Genomic DNA, 6,467 nt, shown 5'->3' on the forward strand with positions numbered 1-6,467 from the left:
AAACCAAGGTTTTTCACAAAAGCAGTTTTATCTGGGATATCTGCTCCATTTTGGTTTTTTGCCAATTTACTATTAGCATTATCATAAGCTGTTTTTACCGCTTTGGGTGTTGCAGCTGTAGTTTCATCATTACTGTTAATGGCACTATTAAGTTTTGTAAAACCTTTCTCTGTCAACGTGGCATCTGGATGATTGCGGCTTTTTCCATGTTTCTGAATGGAGCTATCTACATAATCACGAGTTGCCAGAACTACAGAAGGATCGATTTTCAGCGTTACTGAATCCGTATTGCTGACAATCAAGATCATTCTGACAGTTTGTGTTCTACCCGAACCTTCCTGTAATTGTGGTTTATAGGTTTCCGGGCAGTTCGCTACTGCAATCAAGTTACCTTCACTGTCAAACAAACCAATTTCACGCATCCACCAACCACCCTCACTTTCAGGGATAACTTGTTCGGCAATAATTTGGTTTGTGTTTACCTGATCGACACTCAATGTATTAATTGCAGCCCGACGCTTTTCATTAACTAATTTTGTCTGATTGACGTCAGGATCTGGTAATTTACCGCCACCGTCACCAACAGCCATGTGAGTAATATCGACTTTTGTCCCCAAAGCAGCAGCGTTTGCTAGCTTCGCCGCTCCCAAGTTGGTTAAAATTGCAAAGTATTTCATGGTGAAACCCTCAATGTGTCTGTATCGATCAAATGAATTGCTGCCCCTAAAGGAGCATTGTCGCTAGTTGTGATGATGTCAGGGAGATATTGATAAACAGTGAGGTCATCTCCACTATAACTCGTCGCAGCGCAATAAAATTCGCCCTTAACATCCAGATTGATTGACAAACCTATCAGATGACGACTTACAGGCTTGGCATCAGAAATTAGCCGTTCCAGCTCTAAAAAAGTTTCTTCGGTGATCCCGTTTTCCTGTACCCCTATCGCTAACCGGAATGTGCCCGGTGTTTCGTTGTTCAGCCACCATTCCTTTATTTGAATGAGATAGCCAAGCGGTTCTACCACGCGACGGACGGCACCAATGGTTCCCTTATGTTTGTGCAGAAACAGCGAATTTTTTATTACGTCTCTCTTAGTACTCTCCGGCCAATTTTCGTCCCAGCGATCAACCGACCATGCCCACGCCAGATAGGGTAATAACTCCTCAGGGCAAGTATCAGGATTCCAGAGTTGGCGAAGCGGTACTGGAATATTTTGCAATTGCGAACACGCCTTAGCCGCAGCCAACTCCAAAACAGTAGAACCTGTTGGTAACAGGCGGTCATTCATCAGAACCTCCCACTATCAAACCTGGATTTGGTTTGGAACAATCAGCAGTTTGTGTTTTTTTACCTATTTCCAGTTTCGCGCCCGTACAATAAGGAGCTTGGTCTTTACACAGAATTATGTCCTTCGTCGGGGCTCTCAGTTCTACCTGCTGTACTCCTGCGACATGCAGGGCAGCGTAAATGGCAGATAACCGAATATCTCTCCCCAACTTATGTTGATCTAGCACGTACTTATCCATATTTTGTTGAGCCAATTTACGGATAGGCTCAGATTCAGGTGTCGGATAGAGATAAAGCACAGCATCAATTTGATATTCCACTATTTGGGCTGACTGCACTTTTACCCGATCAGCAACGGGCCTGACATTTTCATCATTAAGTGCCGCAATCACTTTATTCAGTAACTCTTGTGAAGCTACACCGTTATGTTCTTTATCTTCTTCATCTTCTTTATCTTTTTCCCATTTCCATTTCCGTGACAAAACAGTCACAGTCACATTGGCTGGTGATGGGCTAATGACAGAAACATCTGCAACAGTTTGATATTCACCTTTGTATTCATTTTTATTAGCATGAATACTTTCATTAACTTTAAGGGCATGATATTCATACGCACCTATCGGCCCTGCAACACTTAGCCCTTCGAAGGCTCTTTGGATGCGATCACGGAAGGTACTATCAGGCTCCATGACTGCACGGGTAACGTTATAGTTCGCACCTAACTGGTCTAAATCGCTATTGGTTGCATAGGCCAACATTACTGCACGGGCAGCTTCATTAACCCGCTGGCGCAATATCAATTCCCGGTAAGCGTTTTCCTCAAGTAACTTAACCAGAGGTTCGGATTCCAATTCCAATGTTCGAGTAATAGCATCCCGTTGTTCTTCAGGATAAAGAGATATTAATTTGGCTTTACGTTCAGCCAACAGGCTTTCATAATCCAGTGGCTCGACTACATCAGGTGGCGGCAACTGGCTTAGATCAATGGTCGGCATTGTTTTACCTCACAGGGATAGATAGAGAAAACCTCCCGGCGGACTGCTGATAATGACCGGCGATATTTACCGTCATTTTGCCGTCTTGCTGGGTAGTTATGGTAATAGCTGTCAGATTAATCCTTGGTTCCCAGCGGCTGATAGCTGTATAGGTGGCTGCCATAATTTGCAAGCGCAGAGCCGCGTTCTGTGGCCAGTCAATTAATTCGGGTAGCAGAGAGCCATAAGTACGACGTGCTAAACGACTACCAACTGGGGTTAGTAAGATGTCGCTGACAGATTGGCGTACATGATCCAAATCTGTCAGGCTACGACCGGTTTGTCGGTTCATTCCAAGATACATCATTATGTTGGGTCTCCTGTTGTTGCACCGCCGGACATGACTCCAGTGTGTTTATGAGAATGTAGGGTCACACCATTAGAGCTGAGTTTTCCGCCGGTATTTTCAACATCACCTTCCAGTTTAGTTTTTCCTTTCAGAGCCAGTTCTGGTGCTTTCAATTCCATTTCTTTTTTTGCATTTAGTCCAATTTTGATGTCTGCCGACATTGAAATTTCGTTGTGCGATGTTAATCCAATTTTGTTATCTGCCGACATTGAGATTTCGTTGTGCGATGTCAATCCAATTTTGTTATTTGCCGACATTGAGATTTCGTTTTGCGATGTCAATCCAATTTGGTTATTTGCCGACATTGAGATTTTATCGTGTGCTTTTAGTGTTATATTCGTTGCCTCAAGTGTTATGGAATATGAAGCTTGCACATTAGCGGTCTTAATACCTTTTACGGTTAAGGCACCGAATTTCGGCTCATACACCATTACGGCCCCATCAGGGAAAGCAATATGGACAGCTTCGGAAGAAACTGATGGAGCTAGAAATCGATCGGAATAAACAGCCGGTAATACAAAGGAGGTGGTCAGCTCTCCACCAACGGATAGTAATAAAACCTGCTCACTAACACTGGGGGCCCACCAGGTACGGGAATGACCGGCTCGCATTGTCAACCAAGGCCGCCAATCGGTTTCAAGATTGCCTGTTGCGACCCGGCACATACCTCGGGCATGATCTACCTCGGTAACAACACCAGTTCTGATCAGATTACGCAATAAACGCAGAAGTTCTGTTAGTTGTGTATCCATGTTTGGAAAAATGCCATTTGGTGGTTGTGGGTTTATGTATGAAAGAATGCCAGCAAAGGCAGTTGCCAACATCAAAGAGGAATTGTAAGAAAGACAAAACAAGTTTCTTGAAAAGGGAAAATGTAACAACATAAATTAAAAAGCCCTTCCCATAATCGAGAAAGGCTTTTATATAATCTGTGCTATTTTGTTAAAGCTTGACTCTAATAGTTCAAAAAATTCAAATTTGCGCTGCTTGACTCTATTAAGTATAACGTTCCAGATAATTTGATTTGATCACTGGTTATTCTTGTTTGAACAACGTAAACAATATGCCCACAGTTGCAATCAATCCACTTCAACCGTTTATTTATCTAGCCAGAATAGATAAGTTTAATTTGCTGATATAGAATGATAATTCTGTTTAAAAACCTTCAACTTAGTATGGATATATTTAATCCCATAGTTGCAAAATAGGTTTCGTTGTCGCTGTCATAATTTCCGGCATCTCAACTTCTGTACCGTGTGGCAGAATTACACCATATTCGGCCAAGCCTGGGTTAACTAATAGTACCTGTTCTGTCATGCCTTGAGTCCGACCATAATGACGCCAGCATAAAGCATCAACAGTATCATTCTGCTGAGCAATTATTTTCATTAGGTATACCCCTTCTAATTTAGTCAATATTGTTAAGTTAAAGTGTTATGGTGCGCTGAATCGAGGGAAAGAAACAATAAAATAATATTGTTAAGGAAACAGTACAAATGAGAAGCAAGAAGCCACTTTTCAGTGGCTAATTTAATAATTAATCATATCTTTTAAAATTTGCTGAATTCATAGGAAAAATCTATTTTTCAGCTTATTTTCCAATGCAATCATTATCAACTTAGAAAGTTTAGGTTGTTTATCATACAGAACTTCCACATTTATATCATTTATCTGTCGCATTTATTCTTCAAGCGTTTCATAGTGGTTAATAAGTTGTTTTGCTAGTGGTGTCGACAACTCAGCAATCCAAACTAAAGCAAGTTCTTTATCTTCAGCATGATTACATTCACAGCTCGTTGCCATTCTGGCTATAAAATTAATACGTTGCGCTATTACTGATTCCATAAGAAAGTCCACTGACAAACTTACCTCCGTATAACATAACTGTATATAAGAACAGTACACGTTGATTAGAAAAATTTAAAGCGGTTTTTCATCTTTTTTGGGAACTATATTTGATAGTGTTAATATATTAATTATTGTTTTTATTGAAATAATTAATGGTTAAAAAGGTTTCTTTCTGATCATAATCCGTTGTAATTAATAAATTTTTCTTCTTTTATCACTTAGAAGATTTTTTCTCTTTATTTAGATGACATAGTTTCACAAAGTATATAGATTGAAATTTAGATGCCCATGATGCAATATCCCTTATTAGGATCTAATAAATTTATTTGGGATCACTATAGCTCTTAATCAGAGGGCTTTGTGGAGACGGCAAACTCACTAAACTGTACTTTCAATGAAAAAAAACATAACTGAGATAAAAATGGGTGCAGATAGTGGAGGAAAACAAGCTATCGAACGCCTTGTTAGTGCATATGGATTTAAATCACGTCAAGCATTGAGCGACCATTTAGGTGTTTCTAAAAGTACAATGGCAAACCGTTACTTAAGGGACAGTTTTCCAGCAGACTGGGTTATCCAATGCAACCTTGAAACCAATACTTCACTGTTATGGCTAAGCACAGGACAGGGAGAAATGTTCCCTGATGGAGAAAAGAAAAGGGAAGCTTTAAAAAACATTATTACTCCGACAATACAATGCGTTAAATTGGTTGGTGGAAAGTTGAACGATGACGACTCAGTGATTTTAGATAATCAACTTATTGCTAGAGAAATAAAAAAACCTCTTATTGTAGATAACAATAACACCTGGTATTTGCTGGATACAGAAGAACCTGATATTCAGGATGGTTTATGGTTAATTGATATTGAAGGGATGCACAGCATTAAGAAAATCACAAAAATACCAGTCAGTAAGATCCGAGTTTGTGATAACGATGTGACTTTTGACTGTGCAATTAATGAAATCAATTTTATTGGTCGCGTTTATCTGGTGATTTCCAGGTACTGACACACTTTTCAATTGTAAGTAAATTAATTTACTTAAATGTGTAAATCCTATGCTGATGGTAATCCGTTACCTAAAAACTTCCAGATGCAGTGGATTTAACACGCAATAAATTTTCTTGGCTAGCAATGGTTAATTGTTAAATTATTCTATTATTTTTTATAATATAGTGCGACTGAAGTTTTCTGCATAGAAAAGAAACGTGATATATTTTAGATAAATTAATAACCAATTAGTCTTGGATATTACGAGTATAAAATTAAACATTTAACTAGCCGCACTGAAAATACTAAGTTGATCGACAATCTGTTTTATTTACTGGAAAATATTTATATATTGTGGATAACGATATGTTGTAAATTAATGATAACTGTTTCCGTGTATGGCCTTTCGCCAGCAATCTTGCAGCTTGTTGTTGTTCAACAAATGAAAGTGATACTGGTCTACCTCCAACTCTCCCCTGGGCACGAGCGGCTATTAATCCTGCATTTGTTCTTTCAACGATTAATTCCCGTTCCATTTCAGCCAATGCACTCATAACGTGAAAGAAAAATCGCCCCATAGAAGTGCTGGTATCAATGCTATCAGTCAAGCTTTGAAAATGAATACCACGTTCACTTAGATCAGAAATCAAAGTTACCATATTTTTTACGCTACGTCCTAATCGATCCAGTTTCCAAACGACTAAAGTGTCACCGTTTTTAAGTTGCTTTAAAGCACGCTTTAACCCCGGTCTGTTGGACGTTTTTCCACTGATTTTATCCTCAAAAATCTGCTCACAATTTATACTTATCAATGCGTTTCGCTGTAAATCACTGTTTTGGTCATTTGTTGATACCCGAATATAGCCAATCTTCGCCATATGTAACCCTGCCTAATACCAATATGAGACTATTGTTATCGAAATTATCACGGATTGGTGAGTTTTGAAAAACCTTGGTTT

General features: G+C 39.3%; 9 protein-coding genes. 1 reads left to right on the forward strand and 8 read right to left on the reverse strand.

Translation table 11 applies throughout. The features are described 5' to 3' along the window. The 7 genes from KZ793_RS20695 to KZ793_RS20725 form a co-directional block, all read right to left on the reverse strand. On the reverse strand, window positions 1-677 hold a 677-nt coding region (locus KZ793_RS20695), incomplete at its 3' end, for a phage tail protein (protein WP_225817035.1). Next, the gene (locus tag KZ793_RS20700) at window positions 674-1,288 is read right to left on the reverse strand and encodes a phage tail protein I (protein WP_225817036.1); all 615 of its coding nucleotides are present in this window, start codon (window positions 1,286-1,288) and stop codon (window positions 674-676) included. The genes KZ793_RS20700 and KZ793_RS20695, both read right to left, overlap by 4 nt. Next, window positions 1,281-2,282, reverse strand: coding sequence for a baseplate assembly protein (locus KZ793_RS20705; RefSeq protein WP_225817037.1), 1,002 nt, complete (start codon window positions 2,280-2,282; stop codon window positions 1,281-1,283). Before KZ793_RS20705 ends, KZ793_RS20700 begins: the two co-directional genes overlap by 8 nt. A gap of 4 nt (window positions 2,283-2,286) precedes the next feature. Further along, window positions 2,287-2,628 (reverse strand): GPW/gp25 family protein, encoded by a 342-nt coding sequence (locus KZ793_RS20710; RefSeq protein ID WP_225817038.1) that lies wholly within the window; start codon window positions 2,626-2,628, stop codon window positions 2,287-2,289. Continuing rightward, a complete protein-coding gene (locus KZ793_RS20715) occupies window positions 2,628-3,422 on the reverse strand; it encodes a phage baseplate assembly protein V (protein WP_225817039.1) in 795 nt (264 codons plus the stop codon). Before KZ793_RS20715 ends, KZ793_RS20710 begins: the two co-directional genes overlap by 1 nt. A 433-nt stretch (window positions 3,423-3,855) precedes the next feature. After that, window positions 3,856-4,059, reverse strand: coding sequence for a tail protein X (locus tag KZ793_RS20720; RefSeq protein WP_011144439.1), 204 nt, complete (start codon window positions 4,057-4,059; stop codon window positions 3,856-3,858). Between the two features lie 291 nt (window positions 4,060-4,350). Further along, window positions 4,351-4,515, reverse strand: a complete 165-nt coding sequence (locus tag KZ793_RS20725; protein WP_225817040.1) for a hypothetical protein — start codon at window positions 4,513-4,515, stop codon at window positions 4,351-4,353. A 397-nt stretch (window positions 4,516-4,912) separates the two neighbouring features. Between KZ793_RS20725 and KZ793_RS20730 the strand changes: the two genes are divergently transcribed. After that, window positions 4,913-5,527: a phage repressor protein CI gene (locus KZ793_RS20730; protein ID WP_225817041.1), complete on the forward strand. Its 615-nt coding sequence runs from the start codon at window positions 4,913-4,915 to the stop codon at window positions 5,525-5,527. A 286-nt stretch (window positions 5,528-5,813) separates the two neighbouring features. Here the strand turns inward: KZ793_RS20730 and KZ793_RS20735 are convergent, their stop codons facing one another. After that, window positions 5,814-6,386: a recombinase family protein gene (locus KZ793_RS20735; RefSeq protein WP_225817042.1), complete on the reverse strand. Its 573-nt coding sequence runs from the start codon at window positions 6,384-6,386 to the stop codon at window positions 5,814-5,816. Window positions 6,387-6,467 lie beyond the last annotated feature (81 nt).

The organism is Photorhabdus antumapuensis (assembly GCF_020387775.1).
Taxonomy (GTDB): domain Bacteria; phylum Pseudomonadota; class Gammaproteobacteria; order Enterobacterales; family Enterobacteriaceae; genus Photorhabdus; species Photorhabdus antumapuensis.